This is a genomic window from Cryobacterium sp. TMS1-20-1, from assembly GCF_004402355.1.
Lineage (GTDB): Bacteria > Actinomycetota > Actinomycetes > Actinomycetales > Microbacteriaceae > Cryobacterium > Cryobacterium levicorallinum.
In genome coordinates, this window is sequence record NZ_SOGF01000051.1 from 20,755 (window position 1) to 46,366 (window position 25,612).

Sequence of the window (25,612 nt, forward strand, 5' to 3'; positions counted from 1 at the left end):
CGATGACCAAACAGACGCACGCCACTAACCTCGATCCGCACAACCCGCCGGGAATCGATCGCCAGGCGGCGACGCCCATGTATCACCAGCTCAAGAACCGCATCCTCGACGATATTGCCAGTCAGGGATTGCGGGCCGGCGACATCCTTCCGGGCGAGCACCGGTTATGCGAGCAGTTCCAGGTTTCGCGCACGGTCGTGCGGCAGGCGCTGGCCCAGCTCGAGTACCAGGGGGTGATCGAACGAGTCAAAGGCAAAGGCACATTCGTCGCGCGTCAGAAGGTGCCGGAAAGCCTCGTGCACACGCTGACCGGTTTATACGAAGAAGTCGCCGCCCGCGGGGGGCACGTTCGCAGCGAGGTGCGCCGACAGGAGATCATCGAGGCAGACGACGACGTTGCCGATTCGCTCGCAGTGCCGCCGCGATCGCCGGTCGTCGTGATCGAACGGCTGCGCTATGTCGACGAAGAACCGTGGTCCTGGACCACAACGTATTTGCCGCACGATATCGGGTTGCTGGTTTTGCAGGAAGACCTTCGAGATCAATCGCTCTATGCGCTGCTGGCCAACCACGGAGTTCGCGCGGTACGCGGTGTTCGGTCCGCTGAAGCAGCATCCGCCGATCGCGCGCAGGCGGCACTGCTGAAGGTCGGAATCGGCCGGGCCCTGCTCGTGCTGCGCAGCATTAGCTATGACGAAAACGAACAGCCGATGGAGTATTTCATTGCCCATCACCGCGGTGACCGCAGTCGTTTCGAGTTTCAGCTGAGTGCGTCGTCCGCCACCCAGAGCACGGCAGCGCTGCGCCATACCGGGATCCCCGCCGCGGAGGCCGCTGCTACGACGGATGAATACAACCTGTAATTACACGTGACATGTAATTACAGGTTACGCTGAACCGGCAGCACCGCCGCTGCCGCTGAGCCAGGAGACGACGTGTCTGATTACTCCGAACTGCCCGTTTTGCCCATGAGTATCCGTTTCGATCACGCTGCCGGCACCCTCCGCCCCGCCGGACCGACTCTCACCAGGCGCATGTCTGACCTCGAAGGCCTGTTCCTCGACCAGGATGCCTGGCGCTCGGCCCTCGCCGACGGCGACCCGATCGTCTACTCGGTCGTGTCGAGCCGCGTCCCGGAAATCGACCGCGAGCTTCCCCAATCGATCACGACCATTCAGCCCGGCGTCACCGGCTGTGAATTCTGGATGACCAAGGGCCACCAGCACCCCAACCATCAGGGAGAAATCTACCTCGGCATTTCGGGCAGCGGCGGCCTGCTCATGTTTGACGGAACCAGCACAAACTGGGTGGACATGGCCCCAGGCACCATCGGCTACATTCCCCCGGGCTGGGCCCACCGCAGCGTCAATGTCGGCAAGGAACCGTATTCGTTCCTCGCCGTCTACCCCGGCGGCGCGGGTCATGACTATGGCTGGGTACTCGAGCACGGTCTCGGCCAGCGAGTATGCACAGAGAACGACGGTGTTGTCTTTCGGGATTACTTCACGGGCGCCCGGCCGTGATCATCTCGCACGACCTCGGCACCACCGGGAACAAGGCATCCCTGCACCGCGACGATGGACGGCTTGTGACCTCCGTCACCGTGAGCTACAGCGCCCGCTTCGCCGACAACGGCGTCGCGGAGCAGAACCCCGACGACTGGTGGCGGGCGGTCGTGGAAGCTACCCGGGGTCTGCTCGCGCGGTCCGGCACCGACCCGGCACAGGTGACCGGCCTGGTGGTGAGCGGCCAGATGATGAGCGCGGTGCTGCTGGATGCCGCGTACCGGCCCGTTCGTGCCGCGCTCATCTGGGCCGATACCCGCAGCACGGCCCAGACCGAACATCTCGAACGCGTCATCGGCCAGGATCGGGCGTACGCGTTGACGGGGCATCGCCTCAACCCCACGTACTCGCTGGAAAAAATCATGTGGGTTCGCGACAACGAGCCCGAGACATTTTCGCGGGTTCGCCACTTCTGTTTGGCGAAAGACTTCGTGGTCCAGCGACTCACCGGGCGTCTGGTCACCGATCGCTCCGACGCCTCCGCCACGAACGCCTACGATCAAACCCGCGGCGAGTGGTCGACGGAGATGCTGGAGGCTGCCGGTCTTGACGCTCGTCTCTTCCCCGACATCCTTGACGCCACCGCCGTCGTCGGCACCCTCACCCCCGAAGCGGCACGCGAGACCGGATTGGCGGTCACCACTCGCGTTGTGCTCGGCGGCGGCGACGGCCCGATTGCGGCGGTCGGTGCGGGCATCGTGGCACCCGAAGACGGTGCCTACGTGTGTTTGGGGACCTCGTCCTGGATTTCCTTCGCAAGTGCCGCGCCGGTGCACGACCCGCTGCAGCGAACCATGACCTTCGACCATGTGGTTCCCGGCCAGTACGTGCCCACGGCAACGATGCAGGCCGGCGGCGGCGCCCTGGCCTGGGTGTCGGAACTGCTCCACCCGCAGCCTTCCAGCACAGACCTCGCCGCCCTGGTCTCCGCAGCATCAACGGCGTCGGCGTCGTCCAGTGGTCTCTACTTTTTGCCGTATCTGCTCGGCGAGCGCTCGCCCTACTGGAATTCAGATGCCGCCGGATCCTTCATCGGAATCAACCGTCACCACGGACGCGCCGAAATGACGCGGGCCGTTCTCGAGGGCGTCGCCTTCAACTTGTTCACCTGCTTGCAGGCCTTCCGGGACTCGGGCTCCGCCATCGAGCGCGTTGATGCGATCGGCGGCGGGGCCGCCAGTGATGCCTGGCTGCAGATCCTCGCGGACGTCTGGGGAATCCCCGTGCGACGACGCACCATCGTGGAAGAGGCCAACAGTCTCGGCGCCGCAGTCACGGCGGCAGTCGGGCTTGGACTCGTCGATGACTTCGGGGCGGCTCGCGGCCTCTCGGAGGTGTCCGCGGAGTTCTCCCCCGACCGTGATCGTCACGCCGAGTACCTCGACCGCCATGCCGTTTTCGTCGAGGGCTATGAGTGCCTCCAACCGTGGTTCGCCACCCGGGCAGGGCGCTGATGGGCACCGTTCTGGTCACCAGTCGGTCCTTTTCGTCGGGCAACAGCGATGAAGCAGGCCGTCTTTCGGATGCCGGCCACGCGGTCGTCACGGGCCCGGCCAGCCATGATCTCGTCGTTCTTCAGGGCCTCCTGCGCAACGCTGTCGGGTGGATCGCCGGAACCGGTGAGATCACTCCGGAACATCTCGACGCGGCGCCCCAACTGCGCGTGATCGCCCGTTACGGGGTCGGCGTCGAATCGGTCGATATCGCTGCGGCAGAAGAACGCGGAATCGTCGTCACCAATACGCCCGGCGCCAACAGTGACGCGGTCGCCGACCATGCCGTCGGCCTCATGCTCGCGATCTTGCGCGGCACCACGGCGGGAGACCGCCGCGTTCGAGCCAACGATTGGACCGTGCTCCGCGGGCGAGAGCTCGGCGCCCTGACCATTGGCATCGTCGGATTCGGCCGGATCGGGCAGGGCGTCGCCCGTCGCCTCCGTGGTTTCGGCTCCCGCATCGTCGCGCACGATCCTTGGCTGAGCAATGACGCCATCAGCGACGGAGGAGCGATGCCGATCGGAGTGCTTGCCATGGCGGCGGAGTGCGATCTGGTCACCCTGCACAGCCCCGGCGGCACGTGCATCGTCTCCGACAGCTGGCTTGCCCGCGCGCGGCCGGGGCTCGTGGTCGTCAACACGGCGCGACCAGAACTCGTCGATGAACATGCTCTGGCACAGGCCCTCCGCTCGCAGCGCATCGCCGGGTTCGCCGCCGACACCCTCGCGGGCGATACCCGGGGGCTGTCCTCCCCTCTGCTGGCGACCGAGCTGCAGGACCGAGTGATCGTCACCCCGCATTTCGGCGCCCAGACCACCCAGGCCGTCGACACCATGAGTTCGATGGCCGTGAGCAACCTACTCTCCGTTCTCGCCGGCGATTCCCCCGCCAATCCCGTCTCCTCGAAAGCGTGATCATGCAGAATTCCTTAAATCGCCTCGCCAGCACCCGCATTCTGGCCGTTCTGCGCGCCCCCTCCGCCGACGTAGCCCTGCGGGCAGCGGATGCCCTCGTGGCCGGTGGGGTCACCGGGCTGGAGATCACCTACTCCACCCCCGACGCGCCCGCCGTCATCCGCGAGCTGTGCGCCCAGTACGGCGACACCGTCTACCTCGGCGCGGGCACGGTCACGACCGCCGATGAAGCGCGCCGAGCAGCGGATGCCGGCGCGGCCTTTCTGGTCAGCCCCGGCACCCGGCCCAAGCTCACCGCGGCGATGAAGGCCACGGGGCTGCTCGTGATGACCGGGGCGCTCACTCCGAGTGAAATCATGGCCGCCGCGGAATACGGAACCGATGTGGTGAAGATATTTCCTGCCTCACTCGGCGGCCCGGCCTTTCTCCGGTCCCTTCGCGGACCGTTCCCGGCTGTTCCGTTCATGCCGACGGGCGGTGTCACTCCGGGCAACATCGGCGCCTGGTTCGATGCCGGAGCGATCGCAGTCGGAGCCGGCAGCGATTTGGTCTCTGCCGCCGATCTCGCAGCCGGGCGCTACGACAATATCCAACGTCTCGCCGCTCAATTCGTGTCCGCCGGCACCCGCCTGGACCCGGCAGAGGTACGGGCATGAGCGGCTATATGGGATTTGTCGGGGTGAGCACCGAGAAATCGTCGATCATGAAAATCTTTCCGACCTGGGCCGATATTCTCGGTCTCCCGACGCGCACGCTGATCGGTCACGACCTGGCGATCGACGCCACACCCCAGCAGTACGTTCACCTCGTGCAGCAGATCAGGGACGACCCGAATCACTGGGGCGCCCTGGTGACCACCCACAAAATGGGTCTGTTTGCGGCCACCCACGACCTGTTCGACGAGCTCGACGAGTTCAGCACCGTCGGCGGAGAACTCTCGAGTATTGCCAAGAGAAATGGCCGGCTCATCGGCCACGCCAAGGACCCCCTGACGGCGGGGCTCGCCGCGCAGGAATTCCTCCCCGACGATCACTTCACCCGCACGGGAGGCCACGTCGTGTGTCTGGGTGCCGGCGGCGCCGGCGGCGCCCTCTCCTGCTATCTGGCCGGGCGGGCCGACCGGCCAGAGCGGATCGTTGTCACCGATACGGACCAGGGTCGACTTGACCATTTGCGCGCGGTGCACCTTCGCCGAGGAACTCCCGCCGAGCTGATCCGTTTTGTTCTGGTCGAAAGTCCCGAAACCACAAGGACCGTGCTTGCCGATGCCCCCGCGCACAGCCTCATCGTCAATGCCAGCGGGCTCGGTAAGGATCGCCCGGGCAGCCCTGTTCCGGACGAAACGCGGTTTCCCGAAGCTGCGTATGTCTGGGAGTTCAATTACCGCGGCAGCTTGGAGTTTCTGGCGCAGGCACGTGCGCAAGCGGATTCCGCGGAGCTCACCGTGATAGACGGCTGGCGCTACTTCATCCATGGCTGGTCGCAGGTCATAGCCGAGGTGTTCACTATCGAGCTCACCGACGACCTGGTGAGCCGCCTCTCCGAGGCCGCGCTGGCTGCACGATGAACATGATTCGCAGCGTTCTCGGCGACGTCGATCCAGCCACGCTGGGTCTGGTCGACTATCACGAGCACCTCTTTCAGGTCAGTCCGCTGCTGCTCGGTGACGAGCTGAACGACGAGGCGGCATCCGGCAGTGAAGCCCGACTGTTACGGGCGAGCGGGTTTGATGCCATGGTCGACGCGACCCCGATCGGGCTCGGTCGCAACCCGGAGGCGGTGGCTCGAATCAGTGCTTCGTCGGGGCTCACCGTGATTGCCGCAACCGGCGCCCATCGCGATGCCCACTACTCGGCCGACCACTGGCTTCGTCAGCTGGATGCCGGCAGTCGCGCCGCCCTGTTCCTGGCCGACCTGCACGACGGCATGCCGATACGAGATGATCAGCCGACACGGGCCGTGACGCCGACCGGCGATCCCGTGCGCGCCGGTCTGCTGAAGGCCGGGATCGGTTACTGGTCGATCTCGCCGTTCGAACGGCAAACGCTCGAGGCGGTTGCCCTCGCTCACGCGGCGTCCGGGGCGCCGATCATGGTGCACCTGGAATACTGCACGGCGGCCCACGAAGTGCTCGATCTGCTGGAGGGTTTCGGTGTGGCACCGCAACGAGTTGTGCTCGCGCATGCTGATCGCGACCCGAACCCCGCCCTGCATCTGGAGCTGGTGGCCCGGGACGCCTGGCTCGGCTATGACGGCATCGCCCGCCCGCGCACGCGCAGCGATGCCGAACTACTCACGCTCACCGAAGCCGTCGTCGCTGGTGGTGGCCTGAACCGGCTGCTGATCGGCGGCGACGTGGCGCGCCGGAGCCGCTACGTCTCCTACGGGGGAATGCCGGGCTTGGCCTATCTCGGGAACCGCTACCTTCCCGCCCTGCGCGCCCGGATCGGGAACCAGCAGGTGGAGCGGATACTCCGCACCAATGCCGCACAATTTCTCACCTGGACCCCGGCGTGAACTGCGCCGGTGCCGCTTCTGTCGCGCCCGCGCGGCGGGCGCCGATAACGTTCAGTAAGGTTGAGTCCCTTGCAGGAAAGGACCTACATGGCCACGATTTATGACGTCGCCGCGCTTGCGGGAGTCTCCCCGGCCACCGTGTCCCGCGTTTTCAACGGCATCACCGTCTCGGCGGAACGCAGCGACCGGGTTCGTGCGGCGGCCGAGCGGCTGTCTTTCACGCCCAACCGCACCGCTCGCACGCTTCGAAAGCAGTCCTCTGAGGTCATCGCGCTGATCATTCCGGACATCGAGAACCCGTTCTTCACGGCATTGGCGCGCGGCGTGGAAGACGTGGCTCAGCAATCCGGCTACTCGGTCGTGCTGTGCAACACCGATGAGGATGCCGCCAAGGAGGCCCGTTATCTCGATGTCGTCGTCTCAGAGAACATGGCCGGCATCATTCTCGCCGCCGCAACCGATCACGTTAATCTGACCCCCCTCACCCGGCGCGGGCGCCCCGTGGTGGCCGTTGATCGCAGCCTGCCTGAGATCGATACCGTGACCGTTGACAACGTCGCGGGCGGACGCGATGCGACGCGGGCCCTGCTGGAGCAAGGCTTTCGGCGCATCGGCTGCATCACGGGGCCACGCGGCGGCAGAACAGCCGAGGCCCGCGCCGACGGTTGGCGAGAGATCGTCGATGCCGATGCCGCGGCGTCAGGGAGCGTTGACCGGTATTTGCGGCACGCCGATTTTCGCGTGGATGGCGGCCATACGGCGATGTTGGAGCTGCTGAATCTGCCGGAACCACCGGACGCCGTTTTCGTCGCGAACAACCTTATGGCCGTCGGAGCCCTGCGAGCACTGATCGAGCGGGATCTCACCCCACCCGTAGTGGGTGTCGCCAGTTTCGGTGACCTGCCGTTTGCCACTCTGTCGCCCCGTGGGGTGACCGTGATCCCCCTGCCGGCACGCCTGCTCGGTGAAGCCGCAGCTCGGCTGCTGATCGAGCGCCTTCGCGGTGACGATCAACCTCCTCGCACCATCACACTCAGCAATCTCTCCTGATCAGACCTCCGCGTTCAGGGGCCGCATTGTTGACCCTGAAATCGATTTCATTTAGGCTGGCTCCATGAGCATTGATGCGATTATCGGCGTAGATATCGGCACGTCCAGCAGCAAGGGCGTGCTCGTGACGCTCGACGGAACCGTGCTGCACTCGGCCAGCCGATCGCACGACCCGTCCCGGCCCCGAGACGGCTGGGTCGAGATGGATGCCGACCTCTGGTGGAGCGAATTCGTCGCCATCTCCCGCGAACTGCTCGATGCGGCCTCAGACGACAACGTCCACATCATCGCAGTGGGAGTCAGTGGAATGGGGCCGTGTGTCCTGGTCACCGACGCCTCCGGAATGCCGCTGCGACCAGCCATCCTCTACGGGATTGACACCCGTGCGACCCAGCAGATCGCCGACCTCACCCACGCGCTGGGCGGCGACGACGTCATCATGGCTCGCGCCGGGTCGGCGCTGTCGACCCAGGCCGTTGGCCCCAAGCTGGCCTGGCTCGCGGACAACGAACCCGCAGTCTTCGCTCAATCACGCCGGCTCTTCATGCCGAGCTCCTGGCTGGCCTGGAACCTCACCGGCGCCTACGTGCTCGACCACCACTCCGCCAGTCAGTGCACCCCGCTCTACGACGCCGGCGCACACGCCTGGCACGAACCATGGGCGCGGCCGCTAGCCGGACCGATCGAACTCCCGGCCCTGTGCTGGCCCGGCGACATCGCTGGCCACATCACGGATGCCGCCGCCGCCGAGTCGGGGCTGCCCGCGGGCATCCCCGTGATCGCCGGCACGATCGACGCCTGGTCCGAGGCGGTGAGCGTGGGCGCCCAGCATCCCGGAGATCTCATGCTCATGTACGGAACCACCATGTTTCTGGTCAATACGGTTCCTGAACCGGTCACGGCCGTCGGCCTCTGGGGCACGGTCGGCGCCTTCCCCGGCACGCATAACCTCGCGGGCGGCATGGCCACGTCGGGTGCGATCACCGGTTGGCTGCGCGACCTGCTCGGCGCCGGTGACTTTCCCGAGCTGCTCGCCCTGGCGGCGGCATCCGGTCCGGGGGCGCGTGGGTTGCTTATGCTGCCCTACTTCGCGGGGGAACGCACCCCGATTCAAGATCCCAATGCCCGCGGTGTCATCGCCGGCCTGACCATTTCCCACACGGCGGGCGATCTGTACCGCGCCGCTCTGGAGGCGACGGCATTCGGAGTGCGGCACAACATCGAAGCCATGCAGCTGGCCGGCGGTTCGATTGAGCGCATCGTGGCCGTCGGCGGCGGCGCCCAGGGCGACCTCTGGACCCAGATCGTCAGTGATGTCACGGGGCTTCCTCAGGTGATCCCGAGCGTGCTGATCGGAGCGAGCTTCGGCGCTGCCTTTCTCGCCGCTCTCGCCGTCTCAACTGCAGATATCGACTCGTGGAACCCGCCCGCCGAGGTGCGACAGCCCGATCCCGCGGTTCGTGCCGATTACGACGAGCTGTACGGGTTGTATCGCGACCTGTACCCGGCTACCCGGGATATTTCCCACTCCCTCGCCGCTCGGCAGAGCCGAGCGGAGTCCCCTTCCCTTTCACCGACCGCGACACAAACCGACACCAAATATCAGAAAGCGAGTCTTGTATGACCAGCTACCTCCTGCCCACACCGCTCACCCGGGCATCGACGCCCGAGCGCACGATTTTCACCGTGACGAGCGGAGACCTCCGCCAGGCTGCGAACCTCAGGTGCTGGCCCACCCAGCAGCAACTCGAAGCGGACTTCGGTTCAGCGGTGAATCGGTTCGGTTGGAGCGTAAAGCGAGGGCACGCCGCCGACACTGCGAGCGGCCACGGTTTCATCGACAGCCAGCGCATGGGCATCGAGGTTTTCAAGACCATCCCCAGTGACGCTCCGATTGTGGTGGTTGAGGCCGTCTGGCAGTACAGCCACCATGTGCTCGCCGGCCTGCGCGCCCACCGGGGCCCCATTCTCGTCGTGGCCAACTGGGCCGGAGACTACCCCGGACTGGTCGGCCTGCTCAATCTCACCGCGAGCCTCACCAAGGCCGGCATCGCCTACTCCTCTCTCTGGAGCGAGGACTTCACCGACGAGTGGGCCGTGTCGCAGCTTGAAACCTGGCTGGAGACCGGACGGATCATTCCCGACGAGAGCCACGTTCGCGATCTTCCCGCGCTTGATGCGGCCAGCCCCGAAGTCGCCCTCGGCGTTGCCCTGGCGCACCAGTTGCAGCAGGAACAAGCCATCATCGGAATCTTCGACGAGGGTTGCATGGGCATGTACAACGCCATCATCGACGACGAGCTGCTCAACCCGCTCGGCATCTACAAGGAGCGCCTGTCCCAGAGCGCCCTGTTCGCCGAAATGGCCCTGGTCACCGACGCGGAAGCCGACACGGTCAAGGCCTGGCTGGACAACGCCGGGTTCACGTTCCACTTCGGCCCGGACGATGCCACCGAGCTCACCCCCGCCCAGGTGCACAGCCAGTTCAAGATGTACATCGCCGCGCTGCGCATATCGGATGACTTCGGCCTCGACGCCGTCGGTATTCAATACCAGCAAGGCCTCAAGGACCTCGTGCCGGCCAGCGACCTCGCCGAAGGCCTGCTGAACAACGTCGAACGCCCTCCGGTCTTCTCCCGTGACGGCCAGCGCGAGCTGTACGCCGGAGCGGCTCTGCCGCACTTCAACGAAGTGGATGAGGGAGTGGCTGTCGATGCGCTGATCACCAACCGGGTCTGGACCGCCATGGGGCTCGACCCGGCGAACACGCTGCACGATGTGCGCTGGGGCGAGGAGTACAACGGGGAGTTCGTCTGGGTTTTCGAGATTTCCGGATCGGTTCCGGCCTCTCACAACGGCGGCTACGACAAGAGCTACAGCATGCGTCAGCCACCGATGTTCTTCCCGCTCGGCGGAGGAACACTCAGCGGAGTGTCCAAACCGGGTGAAATCGTCTGGTCCCGGGTTTTCATCATGGATGGCGTGCTGCACGTGGACCTCGGCCGGGGTCACGTCGCGGACCTCCCCGCCGCTGAGACCCAGCGCCGCCTGGATGCCACCGACCCGCAGTGGCCGATCATGCACGCTGTGCTGAACGGCGTCACGCGCAACCAGCTGATGGGCCGACACAAGGCCAACCACGCGCAGGTTGTCTATGCACCGGATGCCGACACCGCGGACCGCGCGCTGGTGGCCAAGGCGGCACTCTTTGCAGAGCTCGGCGTTCTCGTACACCTGTGCGGTGACGTCGCCGTCTAATTACATCCGCTGATCACACAAAGCAGCCCCCACCCGATCGGGTGGGGGCTGCTTTGTGTGATCAGGCCGTGTGACTACTTGTAGAGAACGGCTGCGATCTCAGGGTCTTCCATGTTGGTCTTGTCGAACCAGAAGTATCCGGTGTCGATGATCTTCGCGGGAGTCTTGCCATTGATGGCGTCGAAGGCGGCCTGAACCGTTGCCTCGCCGATCCCGATGGGGTTCTGCGTGATCGCGCCGGCCATCAGGCCATTGGTGATGGCATCCATCTGAGCCTGACCGGAGTCGAAACCGATGACGGTGAGTTCACCGGCAGCCAGCCCCAGCTCGCCGACCGCGTTCACGATACCGATGGCCGAGCCCTCGTTGGTTCCGTACAGGCCCTTGAGGTCAGGGTGTGCGGCGATCATGGCCTTGGCGATATCCGCCGACTTCAGGTGGTCACCGTCGCCGTACTGAATGTCAACGATGGTGATGTCCGGGTACTCCGCCGCCATCTGGTCGACGAATCCGTCGCGACGTTCGACACCAGTGGAGTTGATCTGGCTGTGACCGACGATGCCGACCTCACCCTTGCCGCCGATGAGCTCGGCCATGTGGTCGGCCGCGAGTGCGCCGGCGCCGAGGCTGTCGGTTTTGGCGATGCTCAACGGGTAGTCACTGTTGCAACCGGCGTCGAACTGAACCACGGGAATCTCCGCCGCCTTCGCCGCGTCCATCAGTGACACGCACGCTTCGGGGTCGAGCGCCGCGTAGCCGATCGCATCCGGCTTCTTGTCGATGGCGGCCTGAAGCATCTGCAGCTGGCTGTCCACCTCGGTTTCAGAGGCCGGGCCGTCAAAGGTCACGGTGACGCCGAGCTCGGCGGCCTTGCTTTCAGCCCCGCTCTTCACGGCCTGCCAGAACTGGTGCTGGAATCCCTTGGACACGAGGGCAATGTACGGCTTGTCGCTGTTCGCGCCAGCGTCAACAGTACTTGCGCCACCCGCCGAGCATCCGGCCAGGGCGAGCGAGATAACTGCCGCAGCGGCTAGAAAGGCTACTTTTTTCTTCATCGATTAACTCCATTGTTGTTTCGGCGGACAACGTCTTTGCTGTCACGTAATGCTAGCGATATTGGTGCGGAAAAACGATCGAAATACAGGCAGATACAAGATCGTTATATTTGCCGTGATTACGCGGATGTAACCGATTTCAAAATACCAGACAAACAGCGTCCGTCGGCTAGGACACGCCTCGTCGCTGACGCAGCGCATCGGTGAACACAGCCACCAAAATAACTACCCCGATGACGACGTTTTGCCATTCGGTTTGGATCGACATAATTCGAAGTCCGTTGATCAACACGCTCATAATGAGCGCGCCGATCAAGGTCCCCAGAATCGACCCCCGACCGCCCAGCAGCGACGTTCCGCCGATGATGACGGCAGCGATGGCCTGCAGCTCGTACCCCGAGCCCAACTGCGGCTGAGCCGAATCGAGTCGCGCCCCGATGACGACGCCGGCGACTCCGGTGAACAGACCGGCGACGGTGTAGATCACTATTTTCCACTTGCGGGTGTCTACTCCGGAGAGCCGGGTTGCTTCCTCATTGCTGCCGATCGCGAAGGTGTAACGGCCCAGCAGCGTCTTGCTCAGCAGCACGAAGGCCACGAGAGCGAGTAGAAACAGGATCAACACCGCGTTCGGCAGGCCCGGAATGACAAACCCGAGGGCGATGTCCTTGAACCCGGGGATGCCGGAGAAATAGATCGGGCGTACGCCGGAGATGACCAGAGCGAGCCCCTGCGCGATGAGCATCATGGCCAGGGTCGCGATGAACGGTGGAAGTCTCAGAACGGCGATGTTGAAGCCGTTCACAAATCCCATCAGCCCGCCGGTGAGGATGCCTCCGATCACACCGACGATCAGTGGCAACTCGAGGTTGACCAGGAAGATACCGGTCATAACCGCCGCCAGCGTCATACCGGTACCGATGGACAGGTCGATTCCGCCGGTGATGATCACAAAAGTGGTGCCGAGAGCGAGGATGCCGATCACGGCCGTGGAGAGCAAAATTCCGGAGATGTTGCTCCAGGTGAAGAAGTTGCTGCTCGCAATGGAGAAGAAAACCAGCAGTACGACGAGCGTCGCAAATGCCAGGGACTGCTGAATTTTAGCCTGCAGGAAGCTTCTGGCCGAACGGCGCGGGTCCGGCGTCGTCTCTCCCACAATGCTCTTCTGGTCAGTTACGGGGGTAGCGTTCATCGCCGTCACAACACTTTCTCGTCGCCCATGCGGGTGGCATAGTCCATTATTTTTGCTTGATCGGCATCTTCGTTGTCGAGTATTCCGGTGATCCGTCCGTTGGCCATCACCACGATGCGGTGTGACAGACGCAGCACTTCGGGTAGTTCAGAGGAGATCATGATGATCGACTTGCCCTGGGCTACGAGGTCGTTGAGCAACTTGTAGATTTCTTCCTTGGCTCCAACGTCGATACCCCGGGTCGGTTCGTCAAAAATGAGGATGTCGCAGTCCCGCGCCAACCATTTCGCGATGACGACCTTCTGCTGATTGCCGCCGGACAGGTTCTTGGTCGTTGCCGAAATCGACGGCGTCTTGATGCGCAAAGACGCGACGTATTCGTTCGCCTTCTGCTTGCCCTTCAGTGTGTGCACGAAACCCAGCGCATCGGTGTAATCGCGCAGGGAGGCCAGCAGAATGTTGGTCTTCACGTCCTGCTCCAGCAGGAGGCCATAGGCCTTGCGGTCCTCTGAGAGGTAGCCGATTCCGTGCGCGACCGCGTCGGCCGGCTGCTTGATCGTGACCGGCTTGCCGTTGACGTGCACTCGGCCGCTCTCAGCCGCGTCAGCCCCGATGATCGCCCGGGCGACCTCCGTTCGGCCGGCCCCCATCATTCCCGCGAAGCCAAGAATTTCGCCGCGTTTGAGTTCGAATGAGACGTCCTTGACGAGCCGACGCGTGCTCAGGCCTTCAACCTTGAGCACCACCTCGTCGCCGGCGCGATCACGCGCTGTCGGACGCGCGCTGGCCTCGATGTGTCGACCGACCATCATTTCAATGATTCGGGGAATATCCAGTTCTGCTTTTTGCAGAGTTCCAATGTATTCACCGTCCCGCAGAACGGTGACGCGGTCGGTGATCCGCAGCAGCTCATCCATGCGGTGCGAGATGTAGATGATTCCTGTGCCGGTCTTCTTCAGGCCCTCGATGAGGGTGAAGAGCGTTTCGGTCTCGACATCCGTCAGTGCCGACGTCGGCTCATCCATAATGAGCACCTTCGCGTCGAACGACAATGCCTTGGCAATCTCCACCATCTGCTGTTTCGCGACAGTGAGCGTTTCAACGAGGGCCGTCGGGTCCAGGTTGATACCCAGGCGCTTGAGCAATTCATCTGCTTTTAGGTTGAGTGCCCGCTCCCGCAGGAACAGTCCCTCGCGCGGCTCGCGCCCGATGAAGATATTCTGCGCAATCGTGAGATGAGCCATCAGGTTCATCTCCTGGTGGATAATGCTGATCCCCAAGGCCTGCGCGGTCTTGGGGCTGTCGATGTTCACCTCGACGCCCTCGAGGAAGATGCTGCCCTCATCCTTGGCGTAGATGCCCGAAAGAATCTTCATCAAGCTCGACTTGCCCGCACCGTTCTCGCCCACGAGCGCGAGGACTTCACCACTGTTGAGTTCGAATTGAACGTCTTTGAGCGCTTGAACGCCCGGAAAGCTTTTGCTGATTCCGGTGACTCTCAATAATTGGTTTGACATACACATCACCTACTTCATCGGAGGATGGACCTCGGCTACCAGCCACTTGATCATGGCAGACATTGCCGTAAAGATCCGACCAATTTCACATAAATTGGTATTGGGTCAGAGCTGTACCCTAATGTATCTAAAACTGGACCGTTCGCAATACCGGGCGTGCTGGTTCTTGGCAATGCAAAATTCAATGAAGAACTTGTGAGAGAGAAGTCCACATGCAAATTGGCGCCCACGCCCTAGTGTTTACGGGGTCTTTCGACGAAGCCGGGCTGACCCTTGCCATTGAGAAAACCAAGCACGCGGGCTTCGATTTGATCGAAATTCCGCTCATGGACCCGTTCACGTTTGACCGCGAACTGGCAGCGCGACTGCTCGCCGAGCACGATTTGGCCGCGACCGCCTCACTGGGATTGAGTCAATCAACCGACCTGAGCAGTTCAGACCCCGCGTGTGTCGCTGCCGGGGAGAGGATGCTGGAAGAGTGTCTGGACATCATTTCGGCCTTCGGCGGCACACGGCTCTGCGGTGTCATCTACAGCGCGATGCAGAAGTACATGGAGCCGGCTACGGTGTCGGGTCGAGCATCGAGTGCGGCCGCGATCAACCGTCTGGCCTCGCGTGCGGCCGACCAGGGAATTCATCTCTCCCTCGAGGTCGTGAACCGGTATGAGACCAATCTGATGAACACCGGGCGGCAGGCTCTTGAATTTCTTACCGAAATCGATCACGACAACGTCTCCGTGCACCTCGACACGTACCACATGAACATCGAGGAATCCGATCTGTTCTCCCCGGTGCTCGACGTCGCCGACCGGCTGGGATACGTGCACATCGGAGAGAGCCACCGTGGCTATCTGGGTTCGGGAACCGTGGACTTCGGATCCTTCTTCCGTGGCTTGGCACGGATCAACTATGACGGGCCGATTGTGTTCGAGTCCTTCTCCTCCTCCGTCGTCAATCGTGATCTCAGCCGCACCCTCGGCATCTGGCGCAACCTCTGGGAAGACTCCGATGACCTAGCGGCACACGCCAATACCTTCATCCGAAACCAGCTCCGGGCCGTGCAGTCAATTTCACTCCAGTAAGCCATCCCTGGCCTTCCGGCCGCCGCTGCGACCGGAAGGCGCATAGGGGCTACTCGTGCCCGACGAGCCCTTTGCGCACGATGACACAACCGTAGGTGCGCGTTTCGCCGGTGCGCACGATGACATAGGCATCAGCGACATCCCGATAGAAGTCGAATCGGTCGACGAACCGGGCGCCGGTCAGGTCGATCCGCGCCGCTTCCAACAGCTCAGTCTGCACCGGAAGAACCGCGCCATCGGCCGAGGTCATGAGGTCCACCGCCGGGGAATCATCCAGCGGTAAGACGCTGCGGATGGCAGCCAGAACCTCCGGCGCCGTGGTGCCGGGAAGCTCCACCAGACGGTTGGCCAGCCGTGCGGCCGGAAAGTGAGCGTCCACGACGATGACCTTGTCCGAGTGCCCCATTTCCTCGAGGTGCTTAAGCAGATCGCCGGTCAGGAGTGGGTTGATTCCAATGAGCATTGCAGGTTCCAATCGTTAGTCGGTCAGGTGGTAAATCCGTGCGGCGGTGCCGCCGAGAATGCTCGCGCGTTCCGGCGGGCTCAGTTCAGCGGCAAGCTCACTGATCACCTGCCAGGTTGGCTGGTAGCCCCCGTGCGGCTCGGTGATGGGCCAATCGCCGCCATACATGAGGCGGTCGGGGCCGAAGAGGTCGAGGGCTATCTGCCAGACGTCTCGGAGTGCATCGATCAAATACGGCGCCGTCTCGGTTCGTAATCCGGAGAATTTCGCCACGGTTCCGGGGTGCTCGGCAACCCGGCTGAGGGACCGCCGCCAATCAGCGAAATCGTCCCTACCGCGCGGCGGCGTTCCAAGATGGTCGACCACGAGCGTCAGTTCGGGCAGAGCGCGCACCAGCCGCTCGGCCTGGTCGAGATGACGAGGCCAGGGATCATGAAGGTCAAAGGGCAGTCCTCGCGTCGCAAGGATGGACAGAGACTCGCGTACCTGCGGCAGGTCGAGAAAATCCGCTCGGGGGTCGTCATTGATCAGGTGGCGCACACCGCAAAAGGCCCGGTGCTCGCCCCAGCGCTCGAGGGCATCGATGCTCCTGCGCACATCCTCGAGTGGAACCCAGCCGACGACGCCGCGAACCCAGGGGTGGCTCATCGCCACCTCGAGCAGATACGCCGTGTCGACGAGTGAATCCTCCGCCTGCACGAGCACGGCGCCGTCCATTCCGGCCGTTGCGAGTTCAACCTGCGCCTGCTCGGCAGTCCAGCTGGCGTACAAGGCGCCGTGTTCGGGGCCGAGCCATCCGTACTCCGACACGGTCAGATCCCACAGGTGCATGTGCGCGTCGATGCGCTCGCCCGGTGCGGTCACGCCGGGATGAGGTTCTGTTCGGTGAGCCGCTGCCAGAGTTCGCTCGGGATGACCTCGGCCATCCGCTGCGCATTCTGGGCCAGCTGGTGTGGGCTGCTCCCGCCGACCACGACACAGCGCACCATGTTGTCGCGCAGCGAGTATTGCAGTGCGGCGGCGGGCAGTGACACCCCAAAATCTTGACAGACTGCGGCGATGCGCTGAACCCGGGCGAGCAATTCAACCGGAACGTCGGCGTAATCGTAGCGGGCGTCCGATCCGGGGCGATCGGTGGCGAGCAGCCCGGAGTTGAACACGGAGGCATTGACGATTCCGACGCCGTAGTGTCGGCAGGCCGGTACGACCTCGGCCAGCGCCGACTGATCGGCCAGCGTGTACCGGCCCGCGATCATGATGAGGTCGAGCGCGCCAGTCTGCACACATGCCAGCAGCGCGGCCGTGGCCATGGACCCCACCCCGATGCGGCGCACCAGCCCGGCCGCGCGTAACCCGACCAGGGCTGGAATAGCCCGGTCGAGCCCGTCCTGAAGGTCATTGCGTTCGGGGTCGTGCAGGTAGACCACATCAAAGCGATCCAGGCCGGTGCGCTCGAGCGACTCATCCAGGCTGCTGCGGATGCCGTCGGGCGAGAAGTCCCAGACGCGCTTCAGCTCGGCGGGCACCGCGAAATCATTGTCCAGATCGAGCCGGCCCGCACCCTCCGGGTTCGGCCGCAACAGTCGGCCCACTTTGGTCGACACGGTGAATTCATCCCGCGATTTTGTGGCCAAAAACGCACCGAGGCGACGCTCCGACAGGCCGAGGCCGTAGTGCGGGGCGGTGTCGAAGTGCCGAATTCCGGCGTCCCATGCCGCGCCCAGAATCAGGCTGGCTTCGGCATCCGTTATCGCCCGGTAGAGGTTTCCCACATTGGCCGCGCCATAGCCGAGCCGCCCGGGAGTGAATTCAGTCATTTCTGATGAAAGCGTACTCGTCGCGGCTGGCGGCCAGCATCTCGGTGCCGGCCCCCGGCGCCGTCGGAGCCTGGTAAGCGCCACCCCGCAACGCGACAGGGGTGACGAAGTGTTCATGCAGGTGGTCGACGAATTCGATCACCCGGCCGTCCTTGGTGCCGGAGACGGCGACGAAGTCGAACATTGACAGGTGCTGAACGGCTTCGCACAGCCCCACCCCGCCGGCGTGCGGACACACGCGCACGCCGAACTGGGCGGCCAGCAGGAGAATCGTGATGTTCTCGTTCACCCCGCCCACGCGGGTGGCGTCAATCTGCAGCACCTGCAGGGCATCGGCCTGGAGAAACTGCTTGAACATGATGCGATTGGCCATGTGCTCACCGGTCGCAACGGGAATCGGCGCCACACCGCGGGCGATGGCCGCGTGCCCGAGAATGTCATCCGGACTCGTCGGTTCTTCGATCCAGGCCACATCGAATTCGGCGAGGTGCGACATCCACTCGATCGCCTCGCTGACGCCCCAGCGCTGGTTGGCGTCGACACCGATGCGAATATCCGGTCCGACCGTTTTCCGGGCCAGGCGCATCCGTCGAATGTCATCGTCGAGGTTGCCGCCGACCTTGAGCTTGATCATGCCGAATCCCTCATCGACCGCCTCTGCTGCGAGTCGGGCAAGCTTTGCGTCGCTGTAGCCCAACCATCCCGGCGTCGTCGTGTAGGCGGGGTAACCGGATGCCAGCAGCTCCGCTTCACGTTCGGCCCGCCAGGGCACCGCGGCGCGCAAGATACGCAGCGCATCGTCGGGGGTGAGCACCTCCGTGAGGTAGCGAAAATCCACCAGCTCCACCAGCTGCTCCGGTGTCATGCGGGAGAGCAGCTGCCACAGCGGCAGCTGCGCGCGTTTCGCCTTCAGATCCCAGAGCGCGTTCACAACGGCGCCGATGGCCATGTGCATGACGCCCTTCTCCGGTCCGAGCCAGCGCAACTGCGAGTCCCACACGAACTCGCGCCAGGTCGCGCCCATGGTGGCGAGCAGGTCTTCCGTGTTGCGGCCGACCAGATGCTCCGCCAGCGCGTCGATCGCCGCAACCTGCACATCGTTGCCGCGCCCGATCGTGAAGACGAAACCGTGCCCCTCCAGGCCATCCTCCGCATCGGTGATGATGCGCACATACGCCGCCGAGTAGTCCGGGTCCGGGTTCATCGCGTCGGAGCCGTCGAGCGAGGTGGAGGTGGGAAAGCGTACGTCGCTGGTCTGCAGTGCCAGAATTTTACTCACGAAATTTTTCTCCTTGGTCAGCTCCCCGAGCCTAAACATCCGATGTATAGAATGTCAATCGAGGACTTGATCCGGTGCTGCCGGACACTCAACGACGAGAGTTGGCCCCATGAAGTTTGCCCGCCTGGGTCCGATCGGCCAGGAAACCCCAACGGTGTTGGTCGACGGCACGTACTTTGACCTGACCACGATCACCGCGGACATTGACGGTGTCTTCCTCGCCGGCACCGGCCCGACGGCGGTTCGGGCGGCGTTGGCGGCGGGTTCCCTCCCCTCGCTGAACGACGCGCAAGCGCTGCGGATCGGGGCACCGATCGCCCGACCGAGCGCGGTGATCTGCATTGGTATGAACTATGCCGCTCATGCGGCCGAATCCGGCTCCCTTCCGCCCGAGATCCCGATTATGTTTTTGAAGACTCCCAATACCGTGGTCGGGCCCAACGACACCGTCGAGATTCCGCGCACGAGCACCAAAACCGATTGGGAAGTTGAACTGGGCGTGGTCATCAGCCGCCGTGCGTCATACCTGGCCAGTCCGGCAGACAGCCTCGGCCATATTGCGGGCTTCGTCACCGCCAATGATCTCTCGGAACGTGACTTTCAGATGAGCGTCTCCGGCGGGCAGTGGTCGAAGGGCAAGTGCGCGCCCGGCTTCAACCCGACCGGCCCGTGGCTGGTGACGCCCGATGAAGTCGATTACCAGAACCTGTCCCTGCGCAGCTGGGTGAATGGCGAGCCGCGGCAGGACTCGACCACCGCGGACCAGATCTTCAGCGTGGACTACGTGATCTGGCACCTGAGCCAGTATCTGACGCTCGAGCCCGGGGACCTCGTGCTCACCGGCACGCCGGAGGGCGTCGCGCTGTCGGGACGCTTTCCCTATCTCCAGGCCGGAGACACCTGCGAAATCGAAATCGAGGGGCTCGGTCGACAACGCCAGAATTTCGTCCCGACCTCCATTGAAAGGCGCCAGCATGAATGAGTTCGAGAACCTCGTCGCCGTCGTCACCGGCGGCGCGTCCGGAATCGGCGCCGCGATCGCCGACCGCCTGCACGCCGGCGGTGCCCGGGTGGCCGTGCTCGACCTGAACCCGCAAGGGGCGGCTGCGGAGCACTTCGCGGTGCGGACCGACATTGCGGACTCGGCCTCCGTCGACGACGCGATCGCCGCGGTCGGGGCGGAATTCGGACGAATCGACATCGTCATCAATAACGCCGGTATCGGCGCTCAGGGAACGATCGCTGACAACGACGACGAGGAGTGGGCGCGCGTTCTGAACATCAACGTAGTGGGCATCGCCCGGGTCACGCGCGCCGCGCTGCCGTGGCTGCTCCGTTCGCCGTCGGCGGCAATCGTGAATACGTCGTCGATTGCGGCCACGGCAGGGCTGCCGCAGCGTGCGCTGTACAGCGCCTCCAAGGGCGCAGTGCTCGCCCTCACCCGCGCGATGGCCGCCGATCACCTGTCCGACGGCATCCGCGTCAACTGCGTGAGCCCCGGTACGGCGGACACCCCCTGGATCGGCCGTCTGCTTGAGAAGGCGGCCGACCCCGAGGCCGAGCGAGCCGCTCTCAACGCTCGCCAGCCGCACGGCCGCCTGGTCGACGCCATCGAGGTCGCCGACGCGGTGGCGTATCTGGCCAGCCCACGTTCCGGTTCCACCGTGGGCATCTCCTTGGCGGTCGACGGTGGAATGCAGCAGTTGCGGCTTCGGCCGGAGTGACGCCCGACATTCTGGCCAGAAGCGTCATCGCGCCAGCTGCGAGCCCTCGCGCCAGTTCTAACTGGCGCGGCGACCCGTAACGGGCGCGGTGAGCGGATGCCGGTGCGCGCTACCCCGCGACCAGGGTCGTGACGGGCGCGTTCTCGTCGACGGCGGCCAGAGGCGACCCGGCCGACACGGTCATCGTGCGCGCCGCGGCATCGAGGGTGATCGTGGCCAACGTGGCCCAGCGGTCGCCCAGCGTGGCGCCGGGGGCGGGCACGCAGCACAGTTCGGCGACGTCGCCGGGGCGCGAAACCAGGTAGGGAACGAGGTCGGCGGCCACCGTGGGCAACGGCGCGACCCTGGTTCGCTCCAGGAGCATCCCGAGCCGCAATTGTGAGTCGGGGTCGTAGAGTCCCGGTTTCTCGCCCTGGCCGAGGCCCCCGTCGAGAAAGTGGTTGGTGTGCAGCAGCATGCCGTTGCGCGGCTGCACCACCTGCGAGCCGGTCGGGTTGAGCTCGACCGTCACGGCGGCATCCGGGGTGAGCACAGTGATGGCGCTCGACGTGCTCACCGGTGCCGTCTGGAGAATCTGAAGCGCCTCTTCGAGGGTGCCTGCCTCGGCGAGCACGCGCGCGCCAACCAGGTGCACGGGCACGCCGTCGGCGCGGTCGGATTGGTGGCCGAGGATATTGAGCATGATGCCGACCCCGGCATCGTTGATGCCGATCTTGCTGAGAATGCCGTGTTCGGTCAGGCCGACGAAGCTGTGCGGGGCGCCCTGCACGTGCTGCAGGTGCCAGCAGCCGGCGAGTTCATCGTGCCAGTCCCAGGTCTGCGCGCCGACCGGGCTGGCCCGGGTGCTGACGATGGTCGAGCACTCGCCCGGCTTGGTACCGCTCGCTCCGCTTGCACCAGAGAGAATCTCGGTGCGCGCGTTCAGGGCGGCGATCTTCCATAACTGCTGACCACTCGCATCAGCCGTACCGCGGAGTTCCGCGGCGAGCGCCGGGCTCCACGCTTCGGTCGCGATGATGGCGCTTTCGGCGTTCGCCTGAACGACGCGCAGGTCGATGCCGGCCCCGGCGAACAAGCGTTGATAGATGCCAATGCCGGTCTCGAGGGAGTCCCCCAGCCGCAGGCCGCGCTGGCGGCCGCGCTCGTAGGCATCCGTCGAATCAATGCTGAGCAGTTGCGGGGCAAGTGGGCGGCCGAGGCCGTGCAGGCTCATGAGGCGATCTCCTCGCGCAGGGCATGGATCATGCCACGCTGGGGTTTCCAGCCGGGGCGCGGCGCGCACTCGAGCAACAGTTGGGTATACGGATGCTGGGGGTTGCCCAGCACTTCCGCCGTCGTTCCCCGCTCCACGATCACGCCGCGTCGCATGACGACGACGTGATCGGCGATTTGCTGAACCACCGACAGGTCGTGCGTGATGAACAGATAGGTGAGGCCCTTCGCTGCCCGCAGCTCGGCGAGCAGCTGCAAGATTTGCGCCTGCACGGTCACGTCGAGGGCGGCGACCGATTCGTCGAGCACGATCACGGCGGGATCGGCGGCGAGCGCGCGAGCGATCGCCACCCGCTGCCGCTGACCGCCCGAGAGCTCGTCGGGCCGGGCGCCGAGGTGCCGGGACTCGAGTCCGACCTGCTCGAACAGCTCGGCGCACATTTCGCGCCGGGCGCGAGCGCCAAGGCTAGAGTGGGCCCGCAACACCTCGTCGACCGCGGCACTCACCGGCAGGCGGCGGTTCAGGGAGCTCTGCGGGTCTTGGAACACCATCTGAATCTGCCGGGCGCGCCTGCGCAGCTCCCGGCGGCGAGCCTTCGGGGCGACCGGGCGACCGACCAGGGTGACCGTGCCGGCATCGGCCCGCTCCAGTCCCACGATGATGCGCGCGAGTGTCGTCTTTCCCGACCCGGATTCGCCGACCACGGCGAGGCAGCTGCCGGCCTCGACCGTCACCGAAACGCCGTCGAGGGCCGTGACCGTGCGGCCCCGGCCGGTGCGGAAGATCCGGGTCAGCGACTCCACGACGATGGCCGGTTGAGTCGTCTGGCTCATGCTTGTCCTCCCGCGCGGGTCCAGCTGACTCCGGCGGGGCGGGATGCCATCAGGGCGCGCGTATAAGGATGCTTCGGATGGTCCCGCAGTTGTTCGGGCACGCCGGTTTCCACGATTTCGCCGTCCTTCATTACGTTGATGCGATCGCACACCGCAGCCGCCAGGTCGAGGTCATGGGTCACAAAGAGCATGGCCATACCGAGTTCGCGGCGGCAATCGTCCAGAATGGCCATGACCTCGGCCTGAGTGGTCACGTCGAGGGCGGTGGTGGGCTCGTCCGCGAGCATGAGCCGGGGCTTGCCCGCAATGGCGCCGGCGATGACGACGCGTTGCAGCATGCCGCCCGACAATTGGTGCGGGTAGGAGCGCAGCACCCGATCGACCTCATCGATGCCGACCTGTTCCAGCAGCTCCCCGGCCCGGATCCTTGCGGCCCTGGTGGCGAGCCCCTGGGCGTCGTGCATGCCCTCCAGCAGATAGCGTTCCACCGGAAGCACGGGGTTCAGCACCGCATGTGGATTCTGGGCGATCATCGACACGTCGCGGGAGCGCATCCGTCGCAGGTCTTCGCCCCGCAGGCCGAGCACGCCTTCGCCGTCGAGCAGGATCTGCCCCGTGACGGTGGCATTGGCCGGGGCCATGTGCAGAATCGAGCGCAGAGTCATCGATTTGCCGCTGCCGGATTCCCCGACCAGCCCCACGGCCTCGCCGGTGGCCACGGTGAGGGAGACGTTGCGAAGAATGGAGAGGTCGGCGTATTTGCCGGCCAGGGTGAGCGAGAGGTTGTCGATCTGGAGCATCAGACCTTCCTCCCCGCGGCGGCGCGGCCGCCGAGCTTCTCTCCGATATAGCCGAGTGAGGCGACGGTCAGCATGATGCACAGCCCGGCCAGCAGGCTCTCCGCCGGATACCCCTTGAGCAGGGACTGCTGGCCGTTGCTGACCATGAGTCCCCAGTCGGCGGCGGGCGGTTGCACGCCGAGGCCGAGAAAGGAGAGCGCGGCGAGTTCGATCATGGCGAATCCGAAGTTGATGGTGGCGCCGGTGACGATCAGCGGCGCGATATTGGGCAGCAGGTGACGCACCGTGATAACGACACCGGAGATGCCCTGCAACTGCGGCGATTGCACGTAGGGCAGGTTGCGTTCCCGCAGTGCCATGCTGCGAATGACCCGTGCCGTGTAGGGAATGTAGGCGATAGACAGGGCCAGGGCGGCCGTGGTGAGGCTCGGCCCGAACACGGCGATGGCGAGCACGGCGAGCAGCAGGTTGGGAAAGGCGAAGAGCAGGTCGAGCACGCGGCTGAGCAGGGAGTCGACCAGCCCGCCCCACCAGACGCTGACCAAGGCGATGAGCGTGCCGAGCACGGCCGTGACCGCTACGACGATGAGCGGCCCGGCCAGGCTCGACCTGGCACCCCAGAGCAGGCGCGAGAAAATATCCCGGCCGGCCTGGTCGGTGCCGAGCAGGTGCGCCGCGGTCATGCCGCTGTAGCGCTCGGTGACCGAGCCGACGGTCGGGTCGTAGGGCGCGATCACCGGGGCGAGCACGGCGCCGAGCAGCACGACCAGAACGATGCCGATCGCGATCAGGCCGAGCACGCCCATCCGCTCGTAGAGGGCCGACAGAAAGCGAGCGAGCGGGGTGGCGGGCGGTCGAGTGTGGGTGGGTAGAATCTGTGTGCTCATGCGTTGAGCCCCAATCTCACTCGCGGGTCGATACTGGCATAGAGCAGATCGACCAGCAGGTTGATGATGCCGAAGGCGGCGACCAGAATGATGGCGATCGCTTGCACGACGGCGAAGTCCTTGCGCTGCACCGCCCCGACCAGCAGGGTGCCGAGGCCGTCGAGGGTGAAGGCGTACTCGACCACGAAGGATCCGGCGATGAGTCCGGCGATGTGCACGCCGACGATGGTGCTCACCGGCAGCATTGAATTGCGAATGACGTGACGGCGCAGCACCAGGCCGCTGGGTACTCCGCGGGCCCGAGACATGGCGGAGTGTTCGCTGTCTCGCTCTTCGCGGATAGACGTGCGGGTGATGCGGGCGACGACGGCCGCCGAGGGCAGCGCGAGCGCGAACGCCGGCAGGGTGAGGTGCCAGATGCGATCGAAGAAACCGTCGCCGCTGCCGAAGACCGGAAACCAGCCGAGCGCGACGCTGAACACGCTCATCAGGATGAGCGCGGCGAAAAAGGTGGGAACGGCAAAGCCGAGGTTGGAGCCGAGCACGATGATCTTGTCGATCGCGCCGTCGCGCGTGCCGGCGATGACGCCGAGGCCGATGCCGAGCACGACAATGATCACGGCGGCGAGGGTGACGAGCATCAGGGTGGTCGGCAGCCGGTTGGCGAGCAGTTCGCCCACGTCTTGCCGGTTGCTCAGCGACTGCCCGAAGTCTCCGTGCAGCACATTGGTGATCCAGTTCCAGAACCGAACCAGAAAGGGGTCGTCCAGTGAATATTGTTCCCGAATGGCCGCAAGGACCTCCGGCGAGACCGTGCGGCCCTGCACCAGAAAGTTCTCGGGACTGCCGGGGGCGGCATACATCGCGGCGAAGACCAGAAAGCTCGACACGAAAAGCACCCCGGCGAGCGCCAGCAGCCTACGAAAAACAAACATCACGGAACGACCCTT

The 25,612-nt window shown here is 64.7% G+C and carries 25 protein-coding genes; 13 read left to right on the forward strand and 12 right to left on the reverse strand.

Features of this window, described 5'->3' with window-relative positions; translation table 11 throughout:
- Nucleotides 1–2 precede the first annotated feature (2 nt).
- From E3O45_RS10700 to E3O45_RS10745, 10 genes are all read left to right on the forward strand, one after another.
- A complete protein-coding gene (locus E3O45_RS10700; protein ID WP_134443393.1) occupies nucleotides 3–863 on the forward strand; it encodes a GntR family transcriptional regulator in 861 nt (286 codons plus the stop codon).
- A 72-nt stretch (nucleotides 864–935) separates the two neighbouring features.
- Complete coding sequence (locus tag E3O45_RS10705; protein ID WP_241985321.1) at nucleotides 936–1,523, forward strand: glucose-6-phosphate isomerase family protein; 588 nt, start codon at nucleotides 936–938, stop codon at nucleotides 1,521–1,523.
- The gene (xylB, locus tag E3O45_RS10710; RefSeq protein ID WP_134443394.1) at nucleotides 1,520–3,019 is read left to right on the forward strand and encodes a xylulokinase; all 1,500 of its coding nucleotides are present in this window, start codon (nucleotides 1,520–1,522) and stop codon (nucleotides 3,017–3,019) included. Before E3O45_RS10705 ends, xylB begins: the two co-directional genes overlap by 4 nt.
- A complete protein-coding gene (locus tag E3O45_RS10715; protein WP_134443395.1) occupies nucleotides 3,019–3,975 on the forward strand; it encodes an NAD(P)-dependent oxidoreductase in 957 nt (318 codons plus the stop codon). The genes xylB and E3O45_RS10715 overlap by 1 nt, the downstream gene beginning before the upstream one ends.
- 2 nt (nucleotides 3,976–3,977) lie before the next feature.
- Entirely contained in the window at nucleotides 3,978–4,631 is a 654-nt protein-coding gene (locus E3O45_RS10720; RefSeq protein WP_134443396.1) for a bifunctional 4-hydroxy-2-oxoglutarate aldolase/2-dehydro-3-deoxy-phosphogluconate aldolase, read from the forward strand.
- A complete protein-coding gene (locus tag E3O45_RS10725) occupies nucleotides 4,628–5,542 on the forward strand; it encodes a shikimate dehydrogenase (protein ID WP_134443397.1) in 915 nt (304 codons plus the stop codon). The genes E3O45_RS10720 and E3O45_RS10725 overlap by 4 nt, the downstream gene beginning before the upstream one ends.
- 2 nt (nucleotides 5,543–5,544) lie before the next feature.
- Nucleotides 5,545–6,492 carry a phosphotriesterase gene (locus tag E3O45_RS10730; RefSeq protein WP_241985322.1) on the forward strand — a complete coding sequence of 316 codons (948 nt, stop codon included), beginning with the start codon at nucleotides 5,545–5,547 and terminating at the stop codon, nucleotides 6,490–6,492.
- Between the two features lie 87 nt (nucleotides 6,493–6,579).
- Nucleotides 6,580–7,542, forward strand: coding sequence for a LacI family DNA-binding transcriptional regulator (locus E3O45_RS10735; protein ID WP_134443399.1), 963 nt, complete (start codon nucleotides 6,580–6,582; stop codon nucleotides 7,540–7,542).
- Nucleotides 7,543–7,606: 64 nt separating this feature from the next.
- Nucleotides 7,607–9,166, forward strand: a complete 1,560-nt coding sequence (locus tag E3O45_RS10740; RefSeq protein WP_174843081.1) for an FGGY-family carbohydrate kinase — start codon at nucleotides 7,607–7,609, stop codon at nucleotides 9,164–9,166.
- Complete coding sequence (locus E3O45_RS10745; protein WP_134443400.1) at nucleotides 9,163–10,800, forward strand: fucose isomerase; 1,638 nt, start codon at nucleotides 9,163–9,165, stop codon at nucleotides 10,798–10,800. Before E3O45_RS10740 ends, E3O45_RS10745 begins: the two co-directional genes overlap by 4 nt.
- 74 nt (nucleotides 10,801–10,874) lie before the next feature.
- Here E3O45_RS10745 and E3O45_RS10750 read toward each other — a convergent pair whose 3' ends face one another.
- From E3O45_RS10750 to E3O45_RS10760, 3 genes are all read right to left on the reverse strand, one after another.
- Nucleotides 10,875–11,855, reverse strand: coding sequence for an ABC transporter substrate-binding protein (locus tag E3O45_RS10750; protein ID WP_134443401.1), 981 nt, complete (start codon nucleotides 11,853–11,855; stop codon nucleotides 10,875–10,877).
- A gap of 169 nt (nucleotides 11,856–12,024) precedes the next feature.
- Complete coding sequence (locus tag E3O45_RS10755) at nucleotides 12,025–13,047, reverse strand: ABC transporter permease (protein ID WP_134443402.1); 1,023 nt, start codon at nucleotides 13,045–13,047, stop codon at nucleotides 12,025–12,027.
- 5 nt (nucleotides 13,048–13,052) lie between these two features.
- Nucleotides 13,053–14,564, reverse strand: coding sequence for a sugar ABC transporter ATP-binding protein (locus E3O45_RS10760; RefSeq protein WP_134443403.1), 1,512 nt, complete (start codon nucleotides 14,562–14,564; stop codon nucleotides 13,053–13,055).
- A gap of 212 nt (nucleotides 14,565–14,776) precedes the next feature.
- On the opposite strand from E3O45_RS10760, the gene E3O45_RS10765 reads away from it, so the two are divergent.
- The gene (locus E3O45_RS10765) at nucleotides 14,777–15,646 is read left to right on the forward strand and encodes a sugar phosphate isomerase/epimerase (protein ID WP_134443404.1); all 870 of its coding nucleotides are present in this window, start codon (nucleotides 14,777–14,779) and stop codon (nucleotides 15,644–15,646) included.
- Between the two features lie 49 nt (nucleotides 15,647–15,695).
- Here the strand turns inward: E3O45_RS10765 and E3O45_RS10770 are convergent, their stop codons facing one another.
- From E3O45_RS10770 to E3O45_RS10785, 4 genes are read right to left on the reverse strand one after another with little or no spacing between them, the layout of a single operon-like run.
- A complete protein-coding gene (locus E3O45_RS10770; RefSeq protein WP_134443405.1) occupies nucleotides 15,696–16,109 on the reverse strand; it encodes an RbsD/FucU family protein in 414 nt (137 codons plus the stop codon).
- Nucleotides 16,110–16,124: 15 nt separating this feature from the next.
- The gene (locus E3O45_RS10775) at nucleotides 16,125–16,973 is read right to left on the reverse strand and encodes an amidohydrolase (RefSeq protein WP_198418253.1); all 849 of its coding nucleotides are present in this window, start codon (nucleotides 16,971–16,973) and stop codon (nucleotides 16,125–16,127) included.
- Complete coding sequence (locus E3O45_RS10780; protein WP_134443406.1) at nucleotides 16,970–17,926, reverse strand: aldo/keto reductase; 957 nt, start codon at nucleotides 17,924–17,926, stop codon at nucleotides 16,970–16,972. Before E3O45_RS10780 ends, E3O45_RS10775 begins: the two co-directional genes overlap by 4 nt.
- Nucleotides 17,919–19,205 (reverse strand): L-fuconate dehydratase, encoded by a 1,287-nt coding sequence (locus E3O45_RS10785; RefSeq protein WP_134443407.1) that lies wholly within the window; start codon nucleotides 19,203–19,205, stop codon nucleotides 17,919–17,921. The genes E3O45_RS10780 and E3O45_RS10785 overlap by 8 nt, the downstream gene beginning before the upstream one ends.
- Nucleotides 19,206–19,314: 109 nt before the next feature.
- On the opposite strand from E3O45_RS10785, the gene E3O45_RS10790 reads away from it, so the two are divergent.
- Both E3O45_RS10790 and E3O45_RS10795 read left to right on the forward strand, forming a co-directional pair.
- Nucleotides 19,315–20,187 (forward strand): fumarylacetoacetate hydrolase family protein, encoded by an 873-nt coding sequence (locus E3O45_RS10790; RefSeq protein WP_134443408.1) that lies wholly within the window; start codon nucleotides 19,315–19,317, stop codon nucleotides 20,185–20,187.
- Nucleotides 20,180–20,929 (forward strand): SDR family NAD(P)-dependent oxidoreductase, encoded by a 750-nt coding sequence (locus tag E3O45_RS10795; RefSeq protein ID WP_134443409.1) that lies wholly within the window; start codon nucleotides 20,180–20,182, stop codon nucleotides 20,927–20,929. Before E3O45_RS10790 ends, E3O45_RS10795 begins: the two co-directional genes overlap by 8 nt.
- 109 nt (nucleotides 20,930–21,038) lie before the next feature.
- Here E3O45_RS10795 and E3O45_RS10800 read toward each other — a convergent pair whose 3' ends face one another.
- Genes E3O45_RS10800 through E3O45_RS10820 form a run of 5 tightly spaced genes read right to left on the reverse strand, consistent with a single transcriptional unit; the run spans nucleotide 21,039 to nucleotide 25,597 of the window.
- Complete coding sequence (locus tag E3O45_RS10800) at nucleotides 21,039–22,142, reverse strand: C45 family peptidase (protein ID WP_134443410.1); 1,104 nt, start codon at nucleotides 22,140–22,142, stop codon at nucleotides 21,039–21,041.
- Nucleotides 22,139–22,975 carry an ABC transporter ATP-binding protein gene (locus E3O45_RS10805; protein WP_134443411.1) on the reverse strand — a complete coding sequence of 279 codons (837 nt, stop codon included), beginning with the start codon at nucleotides 22,973–22,975 and terminating at the stop codon, nucleotides 22,139–22,141. The genes E3O45_RS10800 and E3O45_RS10805 overlap by 4 nt, the downstream gene beginning before the upstream one ends.
- A complete protein-coding gene (locus tag E3O45_RS10810; RefSeq protein ID WP_134443412.1) occupies nucleotides 22,972–23,775 on the reverse strand; it encodes an ABC transporter ATP-binding protein in 804 nt (267 codons plus the stop codon). Before E3O45_RS10810 ends, E3O45_RS10805 begins: the two co-directional genes overlap by 4 nt.
- Nucleotides 23,775–24,662, reverse strand: a complete 888-nt coding sequence (locus E3O45_RS10815; RefSeq protein ID WP_134443413.1) for an ABC transporter permease — start codon at nucleotides 24,660–24,662, stop codon at nucleotides 23,775–23,777. Before E3O45_RS10815 ends, E3O45_RS10810 begins: the two co-directional genes overlap by 1 nt.
- Nucleotides 24,659–25,597 carry an ABC transporter permease gene (locus E3O45_RS10820; RefSeq protein ID WP_241980427.1) on the reverse strand — a complete coding sequence of 313 codons (939 nt, stop codon included), beginning with the start codon at nucleotides 25,595–25,597 and terminating at the stop codon, nucleotides 24,659–24,661. The genes E3O45_RS10815 and E3O45_RS10820 overlap by 4 nt, the downstream gene beginning before the upstream one ends.
- Between the last annotated feature and the right edge of the window lie 15 nt (nucleotides 25,598–25,612).